The sequence below is a fragment of the Stutzerimonas balearica DSM 6083 genome (assembly GCF_000818015.1).
Lineage (GTDB): Bacteria > Pseudomonadota > Gammaproteobacteria > Pseudomonadales > Pseudomonadaceae > Stutzerimonas > Stutzerimonas balearica.
The window spans coordinates 2,880,170-2,904,981 of record NZ_CP007511.1 but is presented as its reverse complement, the minus strand read 5'-3'; the positions used below and the strand labels follow the sequence as shown (position 1 = coordinate 2,904,981).

Below are 24,812 nucleotides of genomic sequence, written 5' to 3'. Positions count from 1 at the left end.
GGCGGGCATCAGTGGCCGCCGGCTCCGGTTTGCATGTTCTGTGGCAGGCCTCGGGTCAGCATCACGGCGACCATGCTGATCGCCAGCGCGATGCCGACGAAATGGAAGGCATCGTTGTAGGCCATGATCATCGCTTGCTGGTGGGTGATCTCGCTGAGCCGCCCCAGCGCCGCCTGCTCGCTGCCCAGTTGCCGGGTCAGCGTCGCCAGGCGCTCGGCGACGGCCGGGTTGGTCGGTACCAGGGCTTCACGCAGGTAGTCGAAATACACCTTGCTGCGGCTGTCGAGCAGGGTGGCCAGCAGGGCGATGCCGATGGCACCGCCCAGGTTGCGCAGGATGTTGAACAGGCTGGATGCCGAGCCGGCGTCCTGCGGTTGCACATAGGCCGTGGCGATCAGCGAGACGGTGACCATGATCATCGGCTGGCCAAGGGCGCGGATGATCTGGATCGGATGGAACTGGTCGCCGGCGAAGTCCGGATTGAGCGCGCCGGAGGCGAAGCTGGACAGGCCGAACAGTGCGAAGCCCGCGGCACACAGCCATTTCGGCGCGATCACCTTCATCAGCTTCGGGACAAACGGGATCAGGAACAGCTGCGGGATACCCATCCACATGATCACCTGGCCGATCTGCAGCGCGTTGTAATGCTGGATTTGCGCCAGATACAGCGGCAGCAGATAGATCGAGCCGTACAGCCCGAGGCCCATGCCGAGGCTGGCAATGCTGGTCAGGCCGAAGTTGCGCTCGCGCAGAATGCCGAGGTTGATCAGCGGATTGGGGCGTGACAGCTGCAGGATCACGAACAGGATCAGGCTCAGCAGGGCGACCACACCCAGCTCGACGATCAGGCTCGACTCGAGCCAGTCCTTGCGGTGGCCTTCCTCGAGAAACACCTGCAAGCAGCCCAGCCCCATGGCCAGCGTGACGATGCCGGCATAGTCGGTGCGCTTGAGCAGTTCCCAGTGCGGCGGCTTTTTCTCAAGGCCATAGAGCAGGCCGGCGATCATCAGCAGCCCGGGCGGCACATTGATGTAGAAGATGTATTCCCAGCCCCAGCTCTCGGTGAGCCAGCCGCCCAGCGTGGGGCCGATCGAGGGCGCAAAGGTCGCGGTGATGGCGAACAGTGCCATGCCTTTGGCGCGGTGATGCTCCGGCAGCTTGATCAGCGTGAGGGTAAAGGCCAGCGGAATCAGTGCGCCGCCGGTGAACCCCTGCATCGCGCGGAACACGATCATGCTTTCGAGATTCCAGGCGAAGGAGCAAAGCAGGGAAGAGATGAGGAAGCCGACCGACACCCAGACGGCCAGGCGACGGGCGGACAGCAGCTGCACCAGCCAGGCGGTCAGCGGGATCATGATGATCTCCGCGACGAGGTACGACGTGGAAATCCACGAGCCTTCCTCGAGGGTGGCCGAGAGCGCGCCCTGGATATCCTTGAGCGACGAGTTGGTGATCTGGATATCCAGCACCGCCATGAAGGCGCCGAGCATGGCGCTCATCACGGCGATCCAGTCGCGACGGCTGGGTTCGCCCTCGGGGCGGATCAGCGCATCAGCGGCCACGGAGATCGACCTTCACGTCCACCGACATTCCGGGGCGGATGCGGCCCTTGAGCGGATTGTCGGGCGCGAAGGTGAGCTTGACGGGAATGCGCTGGACCACCTTGGTGAAGTTGCCGGTCGCATTGTCCGGTGGCAGCAGGCTGAACTGCGCACCGGATGCCGGGAACAGACTCTCGACGCGACCTTCAATGGGCGTGTCGGGAAAACTGTCGAAGGTCAGCTCTGCCGTCTGGCCTTCGTGCATCCGGCCGATCTGGGTTTCCTTGAAGTTGGCCTGCACCCAGATGTCCTCGTCCGGCACTACCGACATCAGGTAGGCGCCGACCGACACGTATTGCCCGGCGCGTGCGGAGCGCTGGCCAACGATGCCGCTGATCGGCGAGCGGATCTCGGTGCGCCCGAGGTTCAGCTCGGCTTGCTCGATCTGCGCGCGCGCGCTGCCGATCAGTGCCTGCAGACGCTGCACCTCGGCTTCAAGGGTGTCGACCTGCTGACGCTGGGCGCTCAGGTCCGCCTCGGCCTTCTGCCGTTGGGAGCGGGCCACGCGCGCGTCAGCCGACAGGGTGGTCACGCGTTCTTCCGAGACGAAGCCGGGCTTGCGCAGGGCTTCGACGCGCGAGAGGTCGAGCTGGCTGCGCTCGAGATTGGCCTGGGCCGCCGCCAGTGCCGCCTGGCTGGCGGCGATCAGGCTGTTCTGCTGGGTCAGACGGCTGCGCGCCTGGGCGAGTTCGGCCTCGTGGATCGCCAGGTTGGCGCGCGCCTGCTCCAGCGCCAGACGGAAATCGCCGGCTTCGAGCGTCACCAGCAGATCTCCGGGTTCGACGTGCTGATTGTCCTCGACATGCACCTGTTCGATACGGGCGGCCAATTGGCTGGAGATGCGGGTGATCTCCCCTTGCACGTAGGCGTTGTCGGTGTGCTCGTAGTGCCGGCCGACGAAGTACCAGTGCGCGAAGAAGGCGGCGGCCGCCAGCAGGACAATGGTGACGAACAGAAACAGTCGGCGTTTCAACTTGGCGGGCATGGAAGGCTCGTTGCCGTGAAGGTTGGCCAGGCAATCTAGCAGCGTTCCGTCCGAGAAATAAGCCGTTACAATCGCGAAACTTTGTTGCATTCAAGGAACAATCATGGGTTTGGATGACGCGCTGATCTTTGTTCGTGTGGTCGAGACGCACAGCTTCACCCAGGCTGCGCTGGGCCTGGGCATGCAGAAATCCACGGTCAGCCGGCGCATCGTGCAGCTCGAGGAGCGTCTTGGCGTGCGGCTGATCAACCGCACCACTCGACGGCTGCGCCTGACCGAGGTTGGCGAGGCGTACTACGAACGCTGCCGGCAGATCCTCCTCGACTTCGCCGAAGCCGAGCGGGCGGTCATGCAGCTGCAGCAGGCGCCGGCTGGCCTGTTGCGCATCAGTGCGCCGATCGAGTTCGGCCAATGGGTGCTCGGGCGCGTGGTCGGTGCGTTCATGCGGCAGCATCCGCAGATCACTGCCGAGGTCGAGCTGGCCTCGCGCTCGGTCGATCCGGTGGAGGAGGGCGTCGATATCGCCATCCAGGTCGGCCCGCCGAACGAGGCGACGCTCGTCGCGCGCAAGCTGTTCGAGACCCGGCGGCGGCTTTGCGCGAGCCCCGCCTACCTGGCCGAGCATGGCATTCCCACCTGCGCGCAGGCGCTGGTCGAGCATCGCGCGATCGGCCTATCGCACGATCCGGCGCGCTACTGGCCGGTGCGCGAGCGCAACATTCCCTGTCGCCGGGTGCTGACCTGCAACAACATCACCTTTGCCCGTGAGGCCGCGCTTGCCGGTGCCGGCATCGCGGCGCTGCCGCGGATGATCACCGAGCGCGAGGTGCGAGCCGGGCAATTGATCGAATTGCTGCCGGAGACCGAGCTGCCGACCAGCGACATCTATGCGGTCTACCCGTCGCGGCGCTTTCAGGCGATGAAGGTCAAGGCCTTTCTGGATTTCCTCATGCAGGCGCTGCCGGTTACGGACGGTCGCTTGGTGGAGCCGGAAGAGGCGCGCCTGCTAACATCGCGGCTTTATTCGCGCTGACCAGCCGGCTGACTGGTCGCCGTGTTTCATTCGTGGCCTGCTTCGAGACCAACATGACCACCGTTCGCACCCGTATCGCGCCGTCACCGACCGGCGACCCGCATGTCGGCACCGCCTACATCGCGCTGTTCAATCTGTGTTTCGCCCGCCAGCACGGCGGCCAGTTCGTCCTGCGTATCGAGGACACCGATCAGGTGCGCTCGACTCGCGAGTCCGAGCAGCAGATCTATGATGCGCTGCGCTGGCTGGGCATCGAGTGGGACGAGGGGCCGGATGTCGGCGGTCCGCACGGGCCCTACCGGCAGAGCGAGCGCGGCGCGATCTACAAGCGGTATTCGGACGAACTGGTCGCCAAGGGGCACGCGTTTCCGTGCTTCTGCAGTGCCGAGCGCCTGGATCAGGTGCGCGCCGAGCAAATGGCCAACAAGGAAACCCCGCGCTACGACGGCCACTGCATGCACATCGCGGCGGAAGAGGCGCAGCGTCGCATCGCCGCCGGCGAGTCGCACGTGGTGCGCATGAAGGTGCCGAGCGAAGGCGTCTGCGTGGTCAAGGACATGTTGCGCGGCGAGGTCGAGATCGGCTGGGACCGCATCGACATGCAGGTGTTGATGAAGGCCGATGGCCTGCCGACCTACTTCCTGGCCAATGTGGTCGACGATCACCTGATGGGTATCACCCACGTGCTGCGCGGCGAGGAGTGGCTGCCGTCGGCGCCCAAGCTCCTCAAGCTCTACGAATACTTCGGCTGGCAGGCGCCGGTGAACTGCTACATGCCGCTCTTGCGCAATCCGGACAAGAGCAAGCTGTCCAAGCGCAAGAACCCGACCTCGATCACCTTCTACCAGCGCATGGGCTTCCTGCCACAGGCGATGCTCAACTACCTCGGGCGCATGGGCTGGTCGATGCCGGACGAGCGGGAGAAGTTCACGCTCGACGAGATGATCGCCAGCTTCGATATCACCCGCGTTTCGCTGGGGGGACCGATCTTCGACCTGGAGAAGCTCTCCTGGCTCAACGGACAGTGGTTGCGCGAGCTCTCGGTGGAACAGTTCGCCGCCGAAGTGCAGAAGTGGGCCTTCAATCCGGGCTACCTGATGCAGATCGCCCCGCACGTGCAGCAGCGTGTGGAAACCTTCAGCCAGATCGCGCCACTGGCGGGCTTCTTTTTCTCCGGTGCGTTGCCGCTCGACCCGGCGCTGTTCGTCCACAAGAAGCTCGACGAGACCCAGGTTCGCCAGGTATTGCAGCTGGTCCTGTGGAAGCTCGAGGCGCTGCGGCACTGGCAGAAGGAAAACATCACCGGCTGCATCACGGCAGTGGCCGAGCACCTCGGACTGAAGCTGCGTGACGTGATGCCGCTGATGTTTGCCTCGATCACCGGCCAGGCCAGCTCGGTGTCGGTGCTCGATGCGATGGAGATTCTCGGCCCGGACCTGACGCGCTTCCGTCTGCGTCAGGCGTTGGAGTTGCTTGGCGGCGCCTCGAAAAAGGAAGCCAAGGAGTGGGAAAAGCTGCTGGCAGCGATCGCCGGCTGAAGCGGCTCGGCGGCCGTCATTTCGGCGGCTGCCGTTCGTCGTGGTAAGTGATTGTTCCTAATGCCAAAAATTCTTCGTCAACGACGGATAATTGTGTTGACACCGCCCAGGGGCGCCCCTAATATGCGCCCCGTCCTCGAGTTGGGGCTATAGCTCAGCTGGGAGAGCGCTTGCATGGCATGCAAGAGGTCGACGGTTCGATCCCGTCTAGCTCCACCAAACTCGATGAGATTTGCCACCAGCCCGTGTTGACGGGTTGCGTAGAAGGGATTGCGTCCCCTTCGTCTAGTGGCCTAGGACACCGCCCTTTCACGGCGGTAACAGGGGTTCGAGTCCCCTAGGGGACGCCACTTTCCAGCCGCACCGCCCAGGCGTTGCGCTCGTCGGAAGACGTTAAGTTCGGGGCTATAGCTCAGCTGGGAGAGCGCTTGCATGGCATGCAAGAGGTCGACGGTTCGATCCCGTCTAGCTCCACCAATTTCCACGCGCTTCGGCTCCTTGCCGGACCGTATCGAAGGTTACGTCCCCTTCGTCTAGTGGCCTAGGACACCGCCCTTTCACGGCGGTAACAGGGGTTCGAGTCCCCTAGGGGACGCCATTTTTTAGCCCGCCTTGGGCACTCAGGGGTCATCTCTCGCGAGGTGGCCCTTTTGTTTTTCTGTCATATGGTTTTCGGCTGCCGTCCGGTCCTGCGTGAGCAGGCGCCGTCGCGCGCACGCGGCGGCATGACGGCGGGCGCTGGCGGAACGGCGGCACGCCGGGTGTGTCGGAGTTTGAGCAGCCTGGGGCGTCGTAATGGGTGCAGACGCGTGACAAAGCGCGTCGCTCGGGTTCTCATGCTGCGAATCTTGATTGGGAGATCTGTCATGAGCTGGGATAGGGAAGGGGCCTACGTCATCGATGTCCAGGTGTCGGCAGAGCACATCGACGAGCTGGGTCACGCCAATAACGCCGTCTATGTGTCCTGGCTGGAGCGCTGCGCCTGGAGTCATTCGCAGAGCCTGGGGCTGGGCATCGAGGATTATCGGCGGCTGGACCGTGCGATGGCGGTGCTGCGGCACGAGATCGACTATCTGGCCAGTGCATATGAAGGTGACCGGCTGCAGCTGGCCACCTGGATCTGCGAATCGGATCAGCGTCTGCGCATGAAGCGCCAGTTCCAGCTCGTTCGCCCGGCCGACGGGGCCACGCTGCTCCGCGCGCAGACGACCTTCGTCTGCATCGAGTTATCCAGTGGAAAGCCGAAGCGCATGCCCCCCGAGTTCGTCGAGGGGTACGGCAAGGCGCTGGTCGAGCCCTATCCCCTCGAGCTGTGAGGGCTGTCAGCCGCCCTGTTCGGGTCTGCGAACGTCGGACTCGCGGCGCTCTTCGGCGTCCTCGCGCCACTGCTCCTGGACTTCTTGCTTCATCTTCGGATCGGCTTGATGCTTGCCATCGTAATGCGTGTCGTCGCCCATCTGCTGCTGGGTGTTGTCGTGAACGTTCTGCGGGTCTTTCGCATGCGGCTGCATATGGTCGTCGGCGGCCGCGTTGACGGCGATGCCGCCCGCGAGCAGGGTGCCGAACAGAAGTGACGTCAGCTGCGTTGGTTTCATGCCAGCCTCCACATATGTCGAAAAGAATCGGAACTGCGCCTAGTAACGACCCCCGGTCGAGCATCATCGTTCACCTGGTGAGGCGGCCATGAGCGCACACCAGCGCAAGATCATCCACGTCGATTGCGACTGCTTTTTCGCCGCCATCGAGATGCGCGACGACCCGACGCTGGCACAGCGGCCGATCGCCGTCGGTGGCGCGGCGGATCGGCGTGGCGTGATCGCGACCTGCAATTACGAGGCGCGGGCCTTTGGCGTGCGCTCGGCGATGGCGTCGGCCCATGCGCTGCGGCTGTGTCCCGACTTGCTGATTCTGCGGCCGCGCATGGATGTCTACCGCGAAGCCTCGCAGGAGATTCACGGCATCCTGCGCAGCTACACCGATCTCATCGAGCCGCTATCGCTGGACGAGGCCTACCTCGATGTCTCCGCGTGCACGCAGTTCAACGGCAGCGCCACGCGTATCGCCCAGGACATCCGTCGGCGCGTCTGGCAGCAGTTGCGCATCACGGTGTCGGCCGGGGTCGCGCCGAACAAGTTTCTCGCCAAGATCGCCAGCGACTGGAACAAGCCGGACGGCCTGTTCGTCATCACTCCCGCCGAGGTTGGGGCCTTCGTCGCCAGCCTGCCGGTCAAGCGCCTGCATGGTGTCGGGCGGGTCACGGCGGAAAAGCTCGATCGCCTGGGTATTCGGACCTGTGCCGACCTTGGGCAATGGAGTCGGCTGGCGCTCGTGCGCGAATTCGGCGCTTTCGGTGAGCGCCTCTGGGGGCTGGCACAGGGTATCGACGAGCGCCCGGTTCAGGTCGAGCGCAGGCGCCAATCGGTCAGCGTCGAGCAGACCTTCGACCGCGACCTGCCCGACCTGGCCGCTTGCGAAGCGCAACTCGCCGAATTGTTGGCGCAGCTCGAGCGGCGGATCGCCCGGCTGGAGGCGGACTACCGGCCGGGCAAGCCATTCGTGAAGCTGAAATTCCACGATTTTACCCAGACGACCGTCGAGCAGGTTGGCGTCGGCGCGACGCTCGAAGGTTTCACCTCCCTGCTGGCGGGCGCCTACGCCCGCGGCGAACGGCCCGTGCGGCTGATCGGCATAGGCGTGCGTCTGAGCAGCCGACGCGAGCAGGTCGAGCAACTGCGTCTGTTTTGATCCCGACGAAGCGCACTCTCGGCACGCTTCGTGCTGCCGATAGCGAAAGAAGTGTGACGGTGCGCATATTTTGATGCGCGACATCGGCGCACAGGCAGACGACGGTATTTGGACACCCTCAACCATTGTTGTTAAAGTCCCGTCGCCACTGATGGCAAATTGATATCGGTCATTGTTAGCCGTTCTTCAGCTGAACGCGCAGTGGCTTGTGGGCAAGGGGAGCCGGTGAGTGGGGCTGTTTTCGAGAAAGCGTGATAGCCGGGCGGCGGGGTTGCTCGGCCTTGAGAGCAGCCCGCACGGCATGAGCCTGGCGCAGGTTCTGCGCGAAGCAGGCGCGCCGGCGCAGTTGCGTCTGTGCCAGTACCACGCCGCCGACACTGCCGGCCAGGGTGAGCTGCTCAAGCGGCTGGTCGCTGAACACCGCCTCGAAGGCGCGGCAGTCAACGTGCTGCTGCATCCCTCCGAATACCAGATGTTCCTCCTGGAGGCGCCCGAGGTGCCCGCGGCCGAGCTGCGCGACGCCATGCGCTGGCGCGTCAAGGATTTGATCAGCGAGTCGCTGGAAGAGGTCATCGTCGACTGCTTCTCGCTACCCGAAGACGCCTACCGCGGACGCAACCGCATGGTGTACTGCATCGTCTTCAGCAAGCCGCGCATGCAGCACTACCTGGCGCTCGTCCGGCAGGCCGGCCTGCACTTGCAGAGCATCGACATCACCGAAATGGCGTTCCGCAATCTGGGGCTGCTGGCCGGCGCCGGCAGCGTCAACCTTGCGCTGCTGCGCCTGCGCACCAGCGAAGGCCTGATCAGCGTGCAGAACGGCGCCGACATCTATATGGCCCGGCGTATCGAGAACGGTCTGGCGCGCGCGGCGCAGGACCTCTCCGGGATGACGCTGGAAATCCAGCGCTCGCTCGATTACTTCGAAAGTCAGCTCGGCAAGGGTTACATCAGCCGACTCCTGCTGCTGCCGATGAAGCAGAACGGCGAGGCGACTTTTCAGGCGCTTTCCACGGGCCTGGCCGTCAATCTGCAGCGGCTCGACCTGCGCGAACTATTCGCCGGCCAGACCGAGGCCGACCTGCCGGAAGCCACGCAGGCCTTCTGCATCGGCGCCGTTGGCGCGGCCCTGCGTCAGGAAGTGCAGTGATGCAGAACGTCAACCTTTTCCAGCAGGAGCAGCGCCGTCACGGCGGGCCGAAGCCGCGTCAGATGGCGCTCGGCTTGGCTTTGCTGCTGATCGGCGTAGTGCTGCACGGCGGCTGGTCCGCCTGGCAGTGGCATGCTGCCGGGCAGGCCGCGGAGCGGGCCCAGCAGCTGGCCGAGGCCGAACAGGCGCGACTCGCACAGTTCAAGGCCAGTTACCGCGAACCGGTGCTCGACCGGCAACTGCCCAAGCAGCTCGCCGAGCGCGAGGCGCAGAACGGTCAGCTGCTGCAGCTTGCCGAGTATCTCGGCAAGCTCGATGCCGAGCGTGCCGAAGGCTTCGTGCCGATCCTCACGGCGCTCGCCGACCGCCACCCGCCGGCCGGCCTGTGGCTGACAACGATCCAGCTGCGCGCCGGCGGTCATGACATGAGCCTGAAAGGGCAGAGTCGCGATCAGGAGCTGCTTCCGCTCTATCTGCAGAGCCTCGGCGTGAGCCCGGCCTTCGCCGGCCGCGAGTTCGCCCGCTTCGACGTGCAGCGCGACGAACGCCAACTGCTCGAATTCACCCTCTCCTCACATGCCGGAGCAGACGATGGCGAATAGCTCCCTTGCTGCGCTGATGCTGCGGTGGCGAGCGCTCGCCCCACGTGAGCAGTGGCTGACCTATGCGGTCGGCCTGGCGCTGCTCGGCCTGCTCTACCTGCTGACGGTAGTCGATCCGCTGACCGAGCGCCGCGAAGCTCTCGACGCCGGGCGCCGCCAGGCCGAGGCCAGCCAGCTGGAAGCTCAGGCGAGCCTGCGCGAACTCGAGGCGAAGCTGGCCGCCGACCCCAACCGGCCTTATCGCGAGGCGCTGGACAAGGCGCAGCTGGAACACGAGGCGCTGTCGCAGCGTATCGACGCGCAGACCCGTGCACTGGTTTCGCCGGCGAAGATGAAGCTGTTGCTGCAGGACCTGTTGCGCAATCAGCCGAAGCTGCGTCTGGTCGAGCTGGAGAGTTTCACCGCGCCGCTCCAGCCGCCGGCTGCCGAAGCCGAAGCGGCCGGCGAAAGCAAAGCCGCCGCCGCGGTCAGCTTTTATCGCCACGGTCTGCGGCTGCGCCTGGAGGGTGGCTACTTCGACCTGCTGAATTACCTGCAGGCGGTGCAGGCCTCCGGTTGGCGGCTGCACTGGGACAGCCTCGACTATCAGGTCGAGGAGGCCGGCCCTGCGCAGGCGCGGATCCTTATCGAGTTGCATACCTTGAGTCGCCATGCGGGGTGGGTCGGTGTCTGATCGCGTTCGAATCTTCTGCCTGCTGCTTGCCTGCCTCGTCGGTGATGCCCAGGCCATCGATCCGACGCTGCCAAGCGCCGATCCGCTGCGTGTCGAGGCGGGCGCCGCGCCTGCCAGCGAGGTTCTGCAGCTGCAGGCGATCCTGCGCCTGCCGGGCGCGCCGCGCGCCGTAGTCAATGGCCGCTCGTTGAAGATAGGCGAGCGCCTGGGCGATGCCCGTGTACTGAACATCTATTCGAATTCCGTCCTGATCGAGCGCGAGGGCCGTCGTGAAACGCTGCGCCTCGCCGTCCCGGTCGCCACTCCGAGCAAGCCATGATGTCGATTATCAAGCCACGCCTTGGGCTGCTGAGCCTGATCTGCCTGCTGAGCGCCTGTCAGACTTTCAAGGACGGCGACCGACAGCTCTACGAGCAGAGCGACCGCCTGTTCAAGGAGAGCCTCGAGCAGACTCAGGCCAAGGTGGCGCCGCCGGCGTCGGTCCAGGCTGCACTGATTCCGCCGCTGGCACTCGACGCGCCGGTGCAGGCCGGGCCGCGCTTCGATGTCGCCGCCAACGACATGCCGGCACGCGAATTCTTTCTCAGCCTGATGGACAGCGCCGGGCAGAACCTGCTGGTACATCCCGAGGTGACGGGCAACATCACCTTCAGCCTGCGCAACGTCACCCTCGAGGAAGTGCTCGCGGCAGTGCGCGACAGCTACGGCTATGACTTCCGCCGCACGAGCTACGGCTACCAGGTCCTGCCCAATCGCGTGGTCACGCGCACCTATGACCTCAACTATCTCAACCTGCAGCGCCAGGGCATGAGCGATACGCGGGTCAGCTCCGGGCAGGTCGCGGTCAGCGACAACACCGGCACCGCCGCGACCGGAACCACCACCAGCACGACCTCGTCCACGGTCAACGCCAGCCAGTTGCTGACCACCAGTAATGTCGATTTCTGGGGCGAGGTGCGCGAAGTCGTCGCGATGATGATCGGCGGCGAGGAAGGCAACAGCGTGGTGGTCAACCCACAGGCCGGGCTGCTCGTGGTACGTGCGCCGGCGAGCGACCAGCAAGCCGTCGAGCACTTTCTCGAACAGGCACAGCGCAACCTGCAGCGCCAGGTGATCCTCGAGGCGAAAATCCTCGAAGTGAATCTCTCCGATGGCTTCCAGGCGGGCATCAACTGGTCGCAGCTGGGCAGCTTCGGCAACGCCGACATCACCCTCGGGCTGCAGGGCGATGCCCTCGCTGGCGCGCAGGGCATCGGTGGCGTATTCAGCGCCATCGTGCAGAACGGTGATTTCACCGGCGTGCTGCAGCTGCTCGAGACCCAGGGCGACGTGCGCGTGCTGTCCAGCCCGCGCGTGTCGACCCTGAACAATCAGAAAGCGGTGATCAAGGTCGGCACCGACGAATTCTTCGTCACCGACGTGTCCACCACCACCACGACGCTGGCCGGCGGCACCACCGCCCCGGATCTGGACATCACCCTGACGCCGTTCTTTTCCGGGATCTCGCTCGACGTGACGCCGCAGATCGACGAAAACGACCAGGTCACCCTGCATGTCCGGCCCACCGTCAGCCGGGTCCAGGACCAGAACAAGACCATTCAGCTCGGTAGCGACGACAACGTCTTCAACCTGCCGCTGGCGCTGTCGACCACGCGCCAGTCCGACTCGATCGTGCGCGCACGCAGCGGACAGGTCGTGGTCATCGGCGGCCTGATGGAAAACCGCAACACCAATACCGACGCCAACGTGCCCTGGGCATCGAAGCTGCCGGTGGTTGGCGCCCTGTTCCAGCAGCAGCGCAAGGCGCTGCAGCAGACCGAACTGGTGATCCTGCTGCGCCCGCAGGTGATCGATGACCGCGTCTGGCTCGACGACCTGCGCAAGAGCGCCGAGTCGTTCAATCAGGTGGTGAGGTAAGCCCGTGTACGAGGCGTTCTTCGGCCTGCGCGAGAAGCCGTTCGCGCTCACGCCGAACACCGGCTTCCTGGTGCAGCTGGCGCCCTATCAGGCGTGCCTCAACCTGCTGCGCGTCGCGCTTGCCGAAGGCGAGGGCTTCATCAAGATCACCGGCGAGGTCGGCACCGGCAAGACGCTGCTGTGTCGCGCGCTGCTCAACGAGCTGGACCCTTCGCGCTACCAGCTCGCCTGGTTGCCCAACCCGTCGCTCAGCCCGCTGGCGCTGCGCCAGGCGCTGGCCCACGAGCTGCACGTGCCCGATGTCGAACAGCTGGATACGCACGGGCTGCTCGCCGCGCTGCATGCCCGGCTGATCGAGCTGGCTGGCGAGGGGCGCAGCACCGTCCTGCTGATCGATGAGGCACAGGCGCTGCCAGTCTCGACGCTGGAGGGGCTGCGCCTGCTGACCAACCTGGAAACCGAACAGAGCAAGCTGCTGCAGGTGGTGCTGTTCGGCCAACCCGAACTCGACCAGACGCTGGCGCGCCAGGACCTGCGTCAGCTGCGCCAGCGCATCACCTTTTCCTATGCGCTGCGACCGCTGGATGTGGCCGATGCGACGCGCTATCTCACCGAGCGCCTCGCGGTGGCGGGCTATCGCGGCGAGCCGCTGTTCGAACCTTCGGCGGTGCGCCTGCTGGTGCAGGGCAGCCGTGGCATCCCGCGGCTGCTGAACATTCTGGCCAACAAGTGCCTGATGGCCGCCTTCGGCGAGGGCAGCCGATGCGTGGGCGTTCGCCATGTGCGCCGCGCGCTGGCCGATACCGAGGGCAGCGCTTTGCCGCAGGGCTGGTCGCGGCATCTGCGCTGGCCGTTGGCGGTGGCCGCCTCGCTGGCTGCGCTGGTCAGCGCCTGGCCATGGCTTTCGCAACTTGGCGAGGTGCTGCCATGAGTCTGGTCAACGACATGCTGCGCGATCTCGAAGCGCGCCGGGCGGCGCCGACCGAGCGCGAACGTCTGGACGGCATGCACGCGGTCGACGAGAGCGCCGCGCGGCGGCGCGAGCGTCATGCCCGGTTCAGACGCTGGGGTCTGCTCGCCACGGGCGCGCTGATGCTGGCTCTGCCGGTCGCCTGGCTCGTCGGTGGGCGCCTCGAGGCCCCCGAGCCTCCGGCGCTGGCCACGGCGGCAGTCGCCGTGCCGAGTGAACCCGCCGACGCGGCGGTGCCGGTTGCCGGCAATCGCCTGCTCGAGGTTCTGCCGCAGAACGAAGGCACGCGTTTTGTCCTGCAATTGCTGCTTGAGCGCTCGGTGAGTTACCAACGCGTCGACCAGCAGGGCTTCGTCAGCCTGCGCCTGCCGGGCGTCGAGATGGCCGGCGAGCCGCGCAGCGGGCGAATCGAGCGCGAGGGGCAGAGCCTGTCCTGGCGGGTCGAGGCGCGGGGAGCGGATGTCGAAGTCGTGCTCATGGGCCTGGGCGACCGGCTCGACGTGCGTGATCGTCTGGAAATGGCCGGCGATCGCTGGCAGCTGTGGCTCGACGTGCCACTGACCGGCACCCCCGAGGCCAGCACCGAAGCCGAGCTACCGGTGGCCGAGGAAAGCGCCGAAGCGGTGCCGCAACTGCCCGAGTGGGTGACCCGGCCGGCGCCGGTCGAGCAGGGGTCATCGCCTGCACCGCGGCCGATGGACGAGCAGGCGCCTGCGGTCAAGACCGAGGCACGCCCCGTCGAGCCGCGGGTCGCGATTGGCAGTCACCGACCGGCGCCGCTGGAGCAGGCGCGCGCCGCGCTCGAGCGCGGTGACCTGCCGCAAGCGATCACCGAGCTGGAAGCGCTGCACAAGGCGCGGCCTAAGGACGGCGAGGTGAGCCGCTGGCTGGCCAGGGCGTACCTGGCGGCCAATCGCTCGGATCGTCTGCTGGCCTGGCTGCCCGGTGTGCTGCAGCAGCACCCGCAGGACAGCGAGCTGCGCATGCTGCTCGCACGTGGCCAGTTGCAGAGCGGCGATCAGCTCGGCGCCATCACCACCCTGAAGGGCAACCTGCCGCCGGTGCAGCGCGACGCCGCCTACCACGCACTGCTGGCCGCGCTTTACCAGCAGGTCGGCGAGTGGGGGGCAAGCGCCGATACCTATCGCCGGCTGGTCGCCCTGCGGCCGGCGCAGGCCACCTGGCAGCTCGGTCTGGCCATCGCGCTCGAGCAACTGGACCAGCCGGCGCAGGCCGCTCGCCATTATCGACTCGCGCTGCAGGGCCAGGGCCTGGATGCCGACGCCCGCCGTTTCGCCACCGAGAGGGCCGGTGCCCTGGGAGGTATCCGATGACCGTACTCGACAACCGTCAGCGCAAGATTCGCCTGGGGGACCTGCTCGTTCAGGCCGGGCTGATCAGCGAAGAACAGCTGCAGCTTGCCCTGCAGGACCAGAAGCGCACCGGCTCAAAGCTCGGCCGCACGGTGCTCGACCTCGGCTTCATCGACGAAGGCCGGCTGCTGCGCGCGCTCTCAGAACAGCTGCAGATCCCCTTCGTCGAACTCAAGCACTACAAGTTCGACAACGGGCTCACCCAGAGCCTGCCCGAGGCGGTGGCCCGGCGTTTCCGCGTGATCGTGCTGTCGCGCCATGCCGATGGCGTGCTGGTGGGCATGACCGACCCGCTGGACCTGTTCGCCCAGGACGAGATGGAGCGCCTGCTCGGCAAGCGCGTCTACCCGGCGGTGGTGCGTGAGAGCGAGTTGCTCGGCGCGCTCGACCAGCTGTACCGGCGCACCAGCCAGATCGCCTCGCTGGCCGGCGAACTCGAAGGCGAGCTGCAGGAAAGCGACTTCGACCTGGCGCGGCTGGGGGCTGAGAGCAACAGCGATGCGCCAGTGGTGCGCCTGCTGCAGACACTGTTCGAGGACGCGGTACAGATGAAGGCCTCGGACATCCACATCGAGCCGGATGAAGGCGTGGTGCGCATCCGCCAGCGTATCGACGGCGTGCTCAACGAGCAGGTGATGAAGGAGCACCGAGTGGCCTCGGCGCTGGTCATGCGCCTGAAGATCATGTCGGGCCTGGACATTTCCGAGAAGCGCCTGCCGCAGGATGGGCGCTTCAACATCCGGGTGAAGAACCGCAGCCTCGACGTACGGGTCTCGACCATGCCGGTACAGTTCGGCGAGTCGGTGGTCATGCGCCTGCTCGACCAGAGCGGGGCGATGTTCCAGCTCGACGGAACCGGCATGCCACCGGTCATACTCGAGCGCTTCCGCCGCCTGCTGCAGCGTCCGCACGGCATGGTGCTGGTCACCGGCCCGACCGGCTCGGGCAAGACCACCACGCTCTATGCCGGGCTTTCCGAGCTGAACAGCCCGGAGAAGAAGATCATCACCGTCGAGGACCCGGTCGAATACCGGCTGCCGCGGGTCAATCAGGTGCAGGTCAACGCCAAGATCGAACTGACCTTCGCCCGCGTGCTGCGCGCCGCGCTGCGTCAGGACCCGGACATCGTGCTGGTCGGCGAGATCCGCGACCAGGAGACCGCCGAGATCGGCCTGCGCGCCGCGCTGACCGGTCACCTCGTGCTCTCGACGCTGCACACCAACGACGCCCTGACCTCGGCCATGCGCCTGATCGATATGGGCGTCGAGCCTTTCCTCGTCGCCACCGCGCTCAACGCCGTGCTGGCTCAGCGGCTGGTGCGCCGGGTGTGCGAGAACTGCATGGAGGACGACACGCCCGATCCGCGCCAGCTGGCCTGGCTGCAGAGCCTGCATGACGCGCCGCTCAGTGACTACCGCTTCAAGCGTGGCAGCGGCTGCCACCACTGCCACAACTCCGGCTATGCCGGTCGCGTCGGTGTCTACGAACTGCTCGAACTCGATGAGCCGATGGTCGCCGCCCTGCGTCGCGGTGATCCGCAGGGCTTCGCCGAGGCCGCGCGCCAGCAGCCGCACTATCGGCCGCTGGCCGCCTGCGCGCTGGATTATGCGATCGCCGGCGTGACCAGTATCGAAGAGGTACTCAAGGTCTGCGCCACCCTGGCGGACGACGAGGTGACCGCGTGAACAGCGCGCCAGTGCCGCGCCGCCTGGATGCCGTTGTGAGCTTCCAGGGTTTGACCCAGGCGCTCCCCGCCATTGCGGTTGGAGCCAGCTTGCTGGCGAACCCGGGGTGCCCGGCCGCGGAGAGTCTTCGCGAGTGGGCGCGCACCTGCGGTCACGGCGGAGGGAAGGCCTGATGCCGGCGTTCCATTACACCGGGCGGAATGCTCAGGGCGCCAAGGTCAGCGGTGCGCTGGAAGGCGCCAGTGCCGATGCAGTCGCGAGCGAGCTGCTGGCTCAGCAGATCACGCCGCTGACCATCGAAACAGGCCCGCTCGACAGCGGTGCTGGCGATGTCCTGGCGGTGCTGCGCGAGAAGCTGCGGCGCAAGCGCGTCGACCTGGACGAGCTGATCATTTTCAGCCGGCAGATGTACAGCCTCAGCAAGGCTGGCGTGCCGATCATCCGCGCCATCGGCGGGTTGGCCGAGTCCAATCGCAACCTGTATTTCCGCGAAGTCCTGCAGGATGTGCGCGCCAGTCTGGAGAGCGGCCAGCCGATGGCCGTGGCGCTCAACGCACATCCCAGGGTGTTCAACAGCCTGTTCGTCAGCATGGTCAGCGTCGGCGAGAACACCGGCCAGCTCGACCAGGCCTTCAAGCAGCTGTCGGTCTACCTCGAGCTCGAGCGCGAGACGCGCAAGCGCATCAAGCAGGCCACGCGTTACCCAATCTTCGTGCTGGTGGCCATGGGCGTCGCGCTGGCAGTGATCAACCTGCTGGTGATCCCGGCGTTCGCCAAGGTGTTCGCCCAGTTCCACGCCCAGTTGCCATGGGCCACGCGGCTGCTGATCGGGACCTCGAACTTCATGCGCGACTGGTGGTGGCTGTTGCTGCTCGCCCTCGTCGGCAGCCTTTACGCCTTCATCAAATGGAGCGAGACCGACGCCGGTTCGCTCAAGTGGGACCGCATCAAGCTGCGCCTGCCCATCGTCGGCGGCATCTTCGAGCGAATCGCCCTGGCGCGCTTCACCCGCACCTTCTCGATGATGTACCGCGCCGGCGTCCCGTTGCTGCAGACGCTGTCGATCAACAGCGCGAGTGTCGGCAACCGCCACATCGGCCAGGCCATTCTTGGCATCCGCGAAAGCGTCGAGCGCGGCGAAGCGCTGACTCGCTCGGCATACAACTCCGGTCTGTTCACGCCACTGGTCCTGCAGATGATGGCCGTGGGCGAGGAAACCGGCGCACTCGATGACCTGTTCATCGAAGTCGCCGACTTCTACGAGCAGGAGGTGGACTACGACCTCAAGCAGCTGGCCGACGCCATAGAACCGATTCTCATCGTCTGCATGGGCGTGATGGTGCTGATTCTGGCGCTGGGCGTGTTTCTGCCGATGTGGGAGCTGGGTAGCGCGGCGCAGGGGAGGGGTTGATGCAGCAGGGCTATGAAATGGCAACTAACAGCAAGCGATTGCGCACGGCGATTGCTAAAGCACGGCAAAGCGAGGGTGACATGACGGCAAACCGACAATCAGGCAGGCACGGGCAGGCAGGCTTCACCATGATCGAGCTGGTCGTGGTCATCGCCATTCTCGGCATTCTCGCCGCCGTGGCGCTGCCGCACTTCATTGACTCGGCCAAGGACGCCCATCGCTCCACCGTGCGTAGCGCCGGCGGCGCCTACACCTCGGCAGTCTCCATGGTGCGCGGCCAGTACGAACTGAACCGCAACGGCGGCCACAATAGCTGTGTGGCCGGCAACTGCCAGATCAACGTGATCGGCTATGGCAACGGCACCGTAGACGTCAACACCCTCGGCTGGCCCGTCGGCACCGAACGCAGCGGTAACCCCGGTGCCATCACCAGCATGAGCCAGCAGGAATGCATGAACCTCTGGGCCAACCTGCTGCAAGCCTCGGCGGCCAGCGTCACCGGCACCAACCCCACCTTCCGCGCCGAGGCCCAGGGCCACCGCTGCCTCTATCGCTACACCCTTGATGGAAACAACGATTTCATCGAGTACAACAGCAACACCGGCGAAGTCGCCGTAACTTTTGAATAAGGCAAAAAGGAGCAACACCATGAAAAAGCAACAAAGCGGCTTCACCATGATCGAGTTGATTATGGTTATTGTGATTTTGGGGATTTTGGCGGCGTTTGCGTTGCCGAGGTTTGCGGATTTTGGGGCGGATGCGAGGCTCGCAGCAATGCAGGGCGCGGCTGGAGCAGTTAAATCAGCTTCAGCAATTGTCCACTCTGCTGCTTTGATGGATCCGGCGGCAGTAACTGCGGGGGAGGTGGAGGTTGAAGTGGATATTGACCTGGTAGGGACATATGCTGCTCCTACTAAGGCAGGGATAGGGCTTGCTGCTCAAATTAGTGATGTGGATTTCTCCGTCACAGAAGGGACTGACATTCTTACAATTGCCGACAAGAGCAAGAGCGTTTGTCAATTTACTTATAAAATGGCCGCAGGAGACAGTGCGCCAACAATTGTGACCTCAGCTTTGACGGCTGCGAACTGTAATTGATTCAACTTCTAGTCATATAGTTGGGCGTAAACCGCCACACCCGAAGGCCGCTGAGGCCAATGACTGACGCGTTTAGCGTCGTACGCTGCACCGCAACCCGGCTTCTGGCCGGGTTGCCACAAATTTCCGGAGGCGGGTCGATTCCCGCCACCAACCCGCTTCTATAAGAAGGGCAGGCCAATGGTTGAACAACGCGGTTTTACAATCGTCGAGTTGATCATGGTGATCGTCATCATCGGCATTATTTCCGCTGTGGCCCTCCCGCGCTTTTTCGATCGCCAGACCTTCGATAAGCGCTTTTATTTCGAAGAAACACTCTCAGCCGTTCGTTATGGACAGAAGCTGGCAGTGGCGAGTGGTTGCCCAGTCCGGTTCAAACTTGATAGCAATGGCTATGCGCTGAGTTATCGCGGTAGTGATTGCACTTCGGAAATTAGTAAAGATTACTCAAAGGCGATTCCGCCGGGAGTAACAACCAACGAGTTGGATATCACGTTCAATTCCCTTGGTTGTATTGTGGCCGATATCGCAGTGCTCTCCATATGTGCATCCAGTGGCACGGATACTGCGAATGTGGGCGGCCATATCTTCACCGTTCACGCCGCCACCGGCTTTATCGAGGTGGGGCAATGACTCGGTTCCGGACTGTAGATTGGGTTGAGCCTGCGAAGCCCAACGAGCAGAGTATCGGTACGCTCCGGTCATTGCTTCGATGCGCATTAAACGTCGCCGCCATTTGCCCCCACAGCCTAGCGGGCTTCAACGTAGGGTGGATGACGCTTCACCCATCCACGGACGTGCCTTATGCCACCGGTCATAATCCGAATTCGCGGTGGAAAGCGATGCGTGGCTTTCCGCCATACGGCCGTGTCACTGGACCGAGGTATCAGCCGTGATCCGACCTCAACGCGGAATGACTCTGGTCGAGCTGATCATCACCATCGTCATCATCGGCATCGCCGCAGCGGCATTGTTTTCCGCCATGGCCAGCATCACCGCGCGCTCGGCCGATCCGCTGCTGCGCCAGCAGAGCCTGATGATCGCCGAAAGCTATCTTTCGGCGGCGCTGGCGCTGCCTTATGACCAATTAAACAGCGCGGCGCAATCGCCCGCTGCCCCACGGGATCTTGCCGGCGCACCGGTTAACGAACTGGCCGGCTACTCGGTCGCGCTGACGGTCGATGGTGCTGCCAAGCTGAACGGTGTTGACGCCACCCGCATCGAGGTGACGGTGACCGATCCGCAGAACCAGTCGTTACAGCTCTCCGGTTGGCGCACCTGCTACGGCGAGTACGATGCGGCGGGGAATGCTTTATGCCCCTGATACGAATGCCGAGGCGCCAGGGCAGTCAGCGAGAGGGGACGGTTGCGGGCCCTGGCTCGGTGTTGCCCCGCCAGGACTTCAGGCAAGCCGCGGGCAGTATCAATGGATTCACGTTGGTCGAGCTGATCACGGTGATTGCGTTGGCTGGCGTCGTTGCGGTAATGGTCGGTACGGTGATGTCGCGGCCGTTGCAAGGCTTCGCCGACCATAGTCAGCGGGCCGAACTGACCGATCTTGCGGCAATCGCGCTCAACCGGATGGCGCGCGACATTCGGCTAGCCGTACCAAACTCCGTCCTTGTAGCCAACACGGGCGATGAAATCAGGCTCGTTCCGATTGCGGCCGCCGGACGCTATCGGGCCAATCTGCCTGTGTCCGATGGGCCACGTCAGGATCCACCGGCCTGTACGCAGACATCCGGCCGCTGCGTGATCGATATCCTCAGCCCGATAGCGCCGGCAGATAGCGGAGAAAACAAGCATTGGCTGATTATCTATAACACCGGTTCGCTCGTCGGGCGCCCCGAGCCCGTCGATGGGGCGGTTTCGCCGATTTCACCCAAGTCCTTCACCTGGAAGAACGGCGTGCTTGAGGCTGACCTCTCGGCTTTCCGCTTCGAGTTTGCCTCTCCGCAACATCGGTTTTTTCTGGCCGACCGGGTCGTCGGCTATCGATGCCGAAATGGTTCGCTGGTGCGCGCTGAATTTGGCGAACTGGCCGCGTCTGATTATTCCGGTGCCGCCACCTTGGTCGATCGTGTCGATTGCGGCCAGAGCGAGTTCAGCTACGACCCCGGCAACAACACGCGCAACGGCCTTGTGACGCTCAAACTGGTACTGACTGGCGCTGGCGGAACCATCACCCTCTTGCGGCAGGTCCAGGTCGATAATGCGCCCTAATTCTTCCTTCCTACAGGGTCGCCAGGGCGGCTTCGGGCTAGTCGCCGCGATGTTCGTCATTATCGTCATCGCCGGCGCGGTCGCGGCCATGGCGCGGATGTCCGCAACCCAGAGCGCCACCAGCAGCATGGCGATCCAGCAGGCGCGGGCCTATCAGGCAGCGCGGGCCGGGATTGAGTGGGGGATCCATAGAGCAATGGCCGATCTTTCTTGTGAAGATCAGTTCATGCTGGAGGGCTTCAAGGTAGAGGTGAAGTGCGACAAGTCCGCTACTACCGTTTCCCTGCCTGAGGAAGACCGTAGCCTGCGCTTCATCTCGCTGCAGGCCAGCGCACAATACGCCTCGCCGGGCAGCCCGGATTATGTGTATCGGCAGTTGAGTGCGGTGGTGGAAAAGGATGACTGACATGCCCGAGAGAATACGGGGCGGCTGGCAACTACTGGCTGGCCAGGCGTGGGCCAGGGCATCGTCGCTCGCGGTGCTCTGCCTCCTGGTTACTGTCTGTCTTGGCAGCCCAACCGCGTCGGCGGCGCTCTGCTCAAATGTCTTTCCCCAGGACGCGACACCGGATACTGGCGCGAAACTCGACCTTGCCGTAATGGATCGCCAGGCCTACGGTCCCTTTCCCTCCCGCGGCGCGTCGTACGCCGCCGCTGGGGATTATTTCTACAACGCTGGCAAGCTGAACAATGGCGAGACCATCTCGGTAACGGCTGGCCGGCCCGTACGGATGTTCGTCGACGGCGATCTCGAGCTTGCGCCACATAGCAGAATCAACCCGAACGGTTCGGCGTCCGACTTGCTGATTGTCGTGCGCGGCAATCTGAGCATCGGCACCAAGAACGATATCAATGCCTTGGTATATGTGACCGGCGATGTCACCGCCAATCCGAGCGCCCACATAGAGGGCGCCCTAACAGCCGAAGGCAGCATCGATACCAAGGTCAAGGACACCATTACCTACGACGAAGTGGCCGCCTCGGCCTTTGCCCAAGGCGATCTTTGCCAGGATTCGGAGAACATTCCGCTCTACCTGCGCTTCGACGAGGCGAGCTGGGGCGTACCGGCCAATACCGGGCGAGGGGCGTTCGACATCCAGGTGCTTGGCGGGGCGGTTACCGCCGGGGTTGACCCGGCCTGGCCCGTGGATCGTCTGGGCGAAGGTACGTGTCGATATGGGCGATTCGATGCCCCCGGCGACGGGTTACTGATACATGACCAGAACGCGTTAGATTTGGACCGCGAGTTGAGTGTCAGTTTCTGGCTAAAGGTGGAGGCTGCGCCCAGAGGCGGGGTTGCTCTCCTGGCGAAGGGCGATACCTACCGGATCGAACTGAATAGTGAGCTCAAATTGGTGTTGAGTTCGCGTGTTCCAGGCTGGTTCGGGGCCAGTACTGAGACGTTGTCCGTCGCGTCGGCGCCTCTGTCGATCGGGAAGTGGGTGCATGTCGGATTCACCCTCAAGTTGCGCTTGATACCACTTTGGATCGATGCGCTTGAAGGCAACCTGTACGTCAACGGTGTCAAGCAGTCGTCTGGCATCAGTTACTTCATATTTGGTGTGCCACCGGACGACAATGCTCCCTTGTTGGTAAGCGCAGATCCCACCCAGGGTCTGGTTGGCGCCATCGATGAAGTTCGGCTGCAGCAAACGATATGGAGCGCGGCGGATTTTCAGCTTCAGATGGCATCGCGGCACCCGTGTGGCGAGACAGCGGGCATCGACCACTTCGAGTTCACCACCAGTGCCTTGGCACATACCTGCAGCCCCCAAACCGTCACGCTCATGGCCTGTACCAATGCAACCCCCGGGGCCTGCCAGCCTTACCAGGGCGACGTGTCGGTAACGCTCAGGGGGGACGGCTGGCTCGGCGGCAACCAGCAGACGCTCAGAGGTGGCGTCGGGACCTTTAAGTTGCAGGGGCTACAGCTGCAGATGCCCTTGGCGGTCGACGCTTCAGAGCCCGACGCCTCGCCATTGACGCTTTGCCGCATTGGCGATGCGCCGCTTTCTTCCGCCTGCCTGCTGAACTTCGCGCAGAGCGGCTTCATCTTCGATGTGCCTGATATGCAGGCCGGCCGTGTGCAGGCGGGTGTACCCATGCGTGCGGTCATCGACGTCGGTGACGAAGGAAGCCCACGCTGCGAGCCGGCGTTCACCGACAGCACGCGTGAGGTGCGTTTCTGGAGCAGCTTCGTCACTCCGTCAGTCAGCGAGCTGTCGGACAGCTCGAAACCAGTTCAGGTGAATGCCGAATCGGTCGGGCAGAACTTTGCAGAGGCTCGGCCGCTCGCGCTTCGTTTCGATCAGAACGGCGCCACCTCGCTCGATGTGAACTACGCCGAAGCCGGCCGGATGCTGCTCAACGCCTACTATCCGGGCAGCGCGGAGGAGGGTGACAGCGGGCCGATGAGCGGCAGCGATGACTTCGTTTCCGCACCGGCGGGGTTCTGCATCGAGCCATCGCAGACCTGTTCGGCGGGAGACAGCAGCTGCGATGTGTTCCGGAAGGTTGGGCAGGCATTTTCAACAACGATCAGACCGGTAGCCTGGCGTGCCGATGGCGAGCTCTGTAAGGCGAGCACGACAAGAAACTATCGGCAGGATCAGCTGCAGCTACGCCCGGTGGTGCTAGCCCCCTCTCCAGTTGTCGGTGGGGTGGCTGGGCAGGTACTCACACCGGTAGACGGGAGCTACGATCATCTGCCTTCCGGCTCGCCGGCAAACTGGGATGGAACGATTGTCGAGGATGTGGCGCTCTCGGAGGTTGGCGTGTTTCGCCTGCGCGTCGAGCCGCCTCCCTATCTCGGCGTGGCAGTGCCAGCCAGCGATTCGGCTCCGATCGGGCGGTTTATCCCGCGATACCTGAAGGCAAGTATCGAGGGCGCGCTGAAGGCGGGGTGCGGCGTGTTCAGCTATCAGGATCAGCCAGTCGCCGTGACTACGCCGCCTGCGCTGACGATCACCGGCTACGGCGTTGCCGACGGGGCGGAGTACCGCACCGAGAACTACGATTTCGATGGCTTCTGGGGGTTCGCTAGCAGCCCAGTCCCGAGTTGGTTGGCGGCTGGCGGGAATCTGGACCTCACCCCTCGACTGGACCAGGGAAGGGGCATGCCGGAGGCGCTGACCTGGCAGTCCATCAAAGACCTCGTGCCCAGCCAGAGCGGGGATAACGACGGTGACGGGCAGCGCACCTATACCTGGGATGCGGACTGGTTACGCTACCTTCGCGCTGAGCAACCGGATGCCGACGATCATCCATTCCAGATGCTCCTGCGCTTCACTGCGCAAGAGCTGACCGACAGAGACGGTGTCTGTAACGGCAGCACTTGCCAGGATTCCGAGGTAGTTCTGGAGCAGAGCGAGTTCCGCTTGGGGCGGCTACGCATCGGCAACGGCCATGGCTCGGAGTTGCAGGACTTGAGCCTGCCTTGGGTCATCGAGACCTGGCGGGCATCGAATATCTTTCTCCCTGAAGCCGGTGATACCTGCAGTGCTCCGATTTGGGGGAACGCGCAGGCATTCGAACAGGTGGGCAACCTGGCGAGTCAGAGCCTTCAGATCGAGGGCGGACAGACGGGGTATGAAGGCAGCCTGGTGATCGGCAAGCCGGAAGCCACCGGCGAAGCTCGTATTGGGTTTCCAAATGTGCCGGAATGGCTCTGGTATGACTGGCAGGGCAAGGGGCTCGAGGCGAGTCGGGGGCTTGCCAGCTTTGGCATCTACCTCGGCCCCAAACCCCTCATCTTCCGCCGCGAAGTCTATCGCTAGAAGACACAAAGGCCGCTCACCTGAGCGGCCTT

23 protein-coding genes and 4 tRNA genes are annotated in these 24,812 nt (G+C 64.3%); 24 read left to right on the top strand and 3 right to left on the bottom strand.

Annotated features, from left to right (window positions below; translation table 11 throughout):
- Positions 1-8 precede the first annotated feature (8 nt).
- Together CL52_RS13265 and CL52_RS13260 are read right to left on the bottom strand one after the other, a co-directional pair.
- Positions 9-1,562, bottom strand: a complete 1,554-nt coding sequence (locus CL52_RS13265; RefSeq protein WP_043221189.1) for an MDR family MFS transporter — start codon at positions 1,560-1,562, stop codon at positions 9-11.
- Positions 1,552-2,586, bottom strand: a complete 1,035-nt coding sequence (locus CL52_RS13260; protein WP_043221186.1) for an HlyD family secretion protein — start codon at positions 2,584-2,586, stop codon at positions 1,552-1,554. The genes CL52_RS13265 and CL52_RS13260 overlap by 11 nt, the downstream gene beginning before the upstream one ends.
- 103 nt (positions 2,587-2,689) lie before the next feature.
- On the opposite strand from CL52_RS13260, the gene CL52_RS13255 reads away from it, so the two are divergent.
- The 7 genes from CL52_RS13255 to CL52_RS13225 all read left to right on the top strand — a co-directional run bounded on the left by CL52_RS13255 (position 2,690) and on the right by CL52_RS13225 (position 6,473).
- The gene (locus CL52_RS13255; protein ID WP_043221184.1) at positions 2,690-3,619 is read left to right on the top strand and encodes a LysR family transcriptional regulator; all 930 of its coding nucleotides are present in this window, start codon (positions 2,690-2,692) and stop codon (positions 3,617-3,619) included.
- A gap of 53 nt (positions 3,620-3,672) precedes the next feature.
- Positions 3,673-5,157, top strand: a complete 1,485-nt coding sequence (gene gltX, locus CL52_RS13250) for a glutamate--tRNA ligase (protein WP_043221181.1) — start codon at positions 3,673-3,675, stop codon at positions 5,155-5,157.
- A gap of 143 nt (positions 5,158-5,300) precedes the next feature.
- Positions 5,301-5,376: transfer RNA gene (locus CL52_RS13245), tRNA-Ala, on the top strand.
- Between the two features lie 55 nt (positions 5,377-5,431).
- Positions 5,432-5,507, top strand: a tRNA-Glu gene (locus tag CL52_RS13240).
- A 51-nt stretch (positions 5,508-5,558) separates the two neighbouring features.
- Positions 5,559-5,634: transfer RNA gene (locus CL52_RS13235), tRNA-Ala, on the top strand.
- 45 nt (positions 5,635-5,679) lie between these two features.
- Positions 5,680-5,755 (top strand) — tRNA-Glu (locus CL52_RS13230).
- A gap of 268 nt (positions 5,756-6,023) precedes the next feature.
- Positions 6,024-6,473, top strand: coding sequence for an acyl-CoA thioesterase (locus CL52_RS13225; protein WP_041106916.1), 450 nt, complete (start codon positions 6,024-6,026; stop codon positions 6,471-6,473).
- A 6-nt stretch (positions 6,474-6,479) separates the two neighbouring features.
- On the opposite strand, the gene CL52_RS13220 is transcribed toward CL52_RS13225, so the two are convergent.
- A complete protein-coding gene (locus CL52_RS13220; RefSeq protein ID WP_052264570.1) occupies positions 6,480-6,752 on the bottom strand; it encodes a hypothetical protein in 273 nt (90 codons plus the stop codon).
- A gap of 88 nt (positions 6,753-6,840) precedes the next feature.
- Between CL52_RS13220 and dinB the strand changes: the two genes are divergently transcribed.
- The 17 genes from dinB to CL52_RS13135 all read left to right on the top strand — a co-directional run bounded on the left by dinB (position 6,841) and on the right by CL52_RS13135 (position 24,780).
- The gene (gene dinB / locus CL52_RS13215) at positions 6,841-7,902 is read left to right on the top strand and encodes a DNA polymerase IV (protein ID WP_041106914.1); all 1,062 of its coding nucleotides are present in this window, start codon (positions 6,841-6,843) and stop codon (positions 7,900-7,902) included.
- Positions 7,903-8,131: 229 nt separating this feature from the next.
- Positions 8,132-9,052: a type IV pilus biogenesis protein PilM gene (locus CL52_RS13210; protein WP_041106912.1), complete on the top strand. Its 921-nt coding sequence runs from the start codon at positions 8,132-8,134 to the stop codon at positions 9,050-9,052.
- Positions 9,052-9,654, top strand: a complete 603-nt coding sequence (locus CL52_RS13205; RefSeq protein ID WP_043221178.1) for a PilN domain-containing protein — start codon at positions 9,052-9,054, stop codon at positions 9,652-9,654. The genes CL52_RS13210 and CL52_RS13205 overlap by 1 nt, the downstream gene beginning before the upstream one ends.
- Positions 9,644-10,327: a type II secretion system protein GspM gene (locus tag CL52_RS13200; RefSeq protein ID WP_043221176.1), complete on the top strand. Its 684-nt coding sequence runs from the start codon at positions 9,644-9,646 to the stop codon at positions 10,325-10,327. Before CL52_RS13205 ends, CL52_RS13200 begins: the two co-directional genes overlap by 11 nt.
- On the top strand, positions 10,320-10,646 hold the full coding sequence (locus tag CL52_RS13195) for a Type II secretory pathway component (protein ID WP_234292930.1): 327 nt from the start codon (positions 10,320-10,322) through the stop codon (positions 10,644-10,646). The genes CL52_RS13200 and CL52_RS13195 overlap by 8 nt, the downstream gene beginning before the upstream one ends.
- The gene (gene mshL / locus CL52_RS13190; RefSeq protein ID WP_043221171.1) at positions 10,643-12,244 is read left to right on the top strand and encodes a pilus (MSHA type) biogenesis protein MshL; all 1,602 of its coding nucleotides are present in this window, start codon (positions 10,643-10,645) and stop codon (positions 12,242-12,244) included. The genes CL52_RS13195 and mshL overlap by 4 nt, the downstream gene beginning before the upstream one ends.
- A gap of 4 nt (positions 12,245-12,248) precedes the next feature.
- Complete coding sequence (locus tag CL52_RS13185) at positions 12,249-13,175, top strand: ExeA family protein (protein WP_043221169.1); 927 nt, start codon at positions 12,249-12,251, stop codon at positions 13,173-13,175.
- Complete coding sequence (locus CL52_RS13180) at positions 13,172-14,548, top strand: tetratricopeptide repeat protein (RefSeq protein ID WP_043221166.1); 1,377 nt, start codon at positions 13,172-13,174, stop codon at positions 14,546-14,548. Before CL52_RS13185 ends, CL52_RS13180 begins: the two co-directional genes overlap by 4 nt.
- On the top strand, positions 14,545-16,272 hold the full coding sequence (locus CL52_RS13175) for a GspE/PulE family protein (protein ID WP_043221165.1): 1,728 nt from the start codon (positions 14,545-14,547) through the stop codon (positions 16,270-16,272). The genes CL52_RS13180 and CL52_RS13175 overlap by 4 nt, the downstream gene beginning before the upstream one ends.
- Positions 16,273-16,444: 172 nt before the next feature.
- Positions 16,445-17,683, top strand: coding sequence for a type II secretion system F family protein (locus CL52_RS13170; RefSeq protein ID WP_043221162.1), 1,239 nt, complete (start codon positions 16,445-16,447; stop codon positions 17,681-17,683).
- Positions 17,683-18,312 (top strand): type II secretion system protein, encoded by a 630-nt coding sequence (locus CL52_RS13165; RefSeq protein ID WP_280137044.1) that lies wholly within the window; start codon positions 17,683-17,685, stop codon positions 18,310-18,312. Before CL52_RS13170 ends, CL52_RS13165 begins: the two co-directional genes overlap by 1 nt.
- A 19-nt stretch (positions 18,313-18,331) precedes the next feature.
- Positions 18,332-18,781 (top strand): pilin, encoded by a 450-nt coding sequence (locus tag CL52_RS21665; protein ID WP_041106894.1) that lies wholly within the window; start codon positions 18,332-18,334, stop codon positions 18,779-18,781.
- A 180-nt stretch (positions 18,782-18,961) separates the two neighbouring features.
- Complete coding sequence (locus CL52_RS20350; protein ID WP_052264569.1) at positions 18,962-19,414, top strand: prepilin-type N-terminal cleavage/methylation domain-containing protein; 453 nt, start codon at positions 18,962-18,964, stop codon at positions 19,412-19,414.
- A gap of 280 nt (positions 19,415-19,694) precedes the next feature.
- Positions 19,695-20,105 (top strand): prepilin-type N-terminal cleavage/methylation domain-containing protein, encoded by a 411-nt coding sequence (locus tag CL52_RS13150; RefSeq protein WP_041106892.1) that lies wholly within the window; start codon positions 19,695-19,697, stop codon positions 20,103-20,105.
- Entirely contained in the window at positions 20,096-21,004 is a 909-nt protein-coding gene (locus CL52_RS13145) for a PilW family protein (protein WP_080773375.1), read from the top strand. Before CL52_RS13150 ends, CL52_RS13145 begins: the two co-directional genes overlap by 10 nt.
- A gap of 49 nt (positions 21,005-21,053) precedes the next feature.
- Positions 21,054-21,410 carry a pilus assembly protein MshP gene (locus CL52_RS13140; RefSeq protein WP_224110139.1) on the top strand — a complete coding sequence of 119 codons (357 nt, stop codon included), beginning with the start codon at positions 21,054-21,056 and terminating at the stop codon, positions 21,408-21,410.
- Position 21,411: 1 nt separating this feature from the next.
- Entirely contained in the window at positions 21,412-24,780 is a 3,369-nt protein-coding gene (locus tag CL52_RS13135; protein WP_041106888.1) for a LamG domain-containing protein, read from the top strand.
- The last annotated feature ends 32 nt before the right edge of the window (positions 24,781-24,812 follow it).